Annotated in this window: 1 protein-coding gene; it reads right to left on the bottom strand. The window is 62.4% G+C overall.

The annotated features are described in order from the left end of the window. Positions 1-478, bottom strand: a 478-nt coding sequence (thiS, locus tag AACY52_RS29040; RefSeq protein WP_339561175.1) for a sulfur carrier protein ThiS, incomplete at its 3' end; no start/stop codon positions are given. Positions 479-675: the final 197 nt, after the last annotated feature.

The following is a 675-nucleotide window of genomic DNA, read 5'->3' as shown; positions in this document are numbered from 1 at the left end:
ATTCGGCGTCGAAACACCCCGCCGTGTTCGGCAGATAGGTCACCTTCTTGGGGTCGATGAAATCGGTCAGCATCGGCGCGTTGCGGTCGGACACATTAACGCGTCGTACCGCAACCGTAACGATCTCGGCACCGGAGGCCTCGAGCGCCGCTGCATTCTGCGCGAAGTCCTTATATTTGCCGGTACCGACGATCAGCCGCGACCGGAACGTACGCCCTGCGACGGTCCAGGTATCGGCCTTCACTGCAGGTGGGTGGTCGCCGCCACCGACGAAATGGACGATCTCGAGTTCATCGCCATCCTCAACCATCACCTGCGCCAGCGTCGAGCGCGGCACCACCGCCAGATTGCGTTCGACCGCGACCTTTTCCGGCAGCAGGCCAAGATCGGCGGCAAGATCGGCAAGCCTGAGCCCCGCGCGCACGCGGCGATGCTCGCCTTTGAGCTGGATGGTCAGGGTTCCGTCGGTATGGGGCATGTTTGACCGGGGATAATCCCCGCCTCCGTTCGGGCTTAGCGTGTCGAAACCCTGTCCTTCCTCACCCGTGGGAGGACGAACAGCCCTTCGACAAGCTCAGGGCGAACGGGCTATGGATGCCCATCACCTAGGCGTCTGCCCAGCGTCATTCAACCGGAAGACTCACCCGATGCGCGAAACCATCTTCGTTCTCAACG

This window comes from Pseudomonas sp. EA_65y_Pfl1_P113 (assembly GCF_963970525.1).
Lineage (GTDB): Bacteria > Pseudomonadota > Gammaproteobacteria > Pseudomonadales > Pseudomonadaceae > Aquipseudomonas > Aquipseudomonas tritici.
This window is presented reverse-complemented; position numbering and strand designations above follow the sequence as displayed.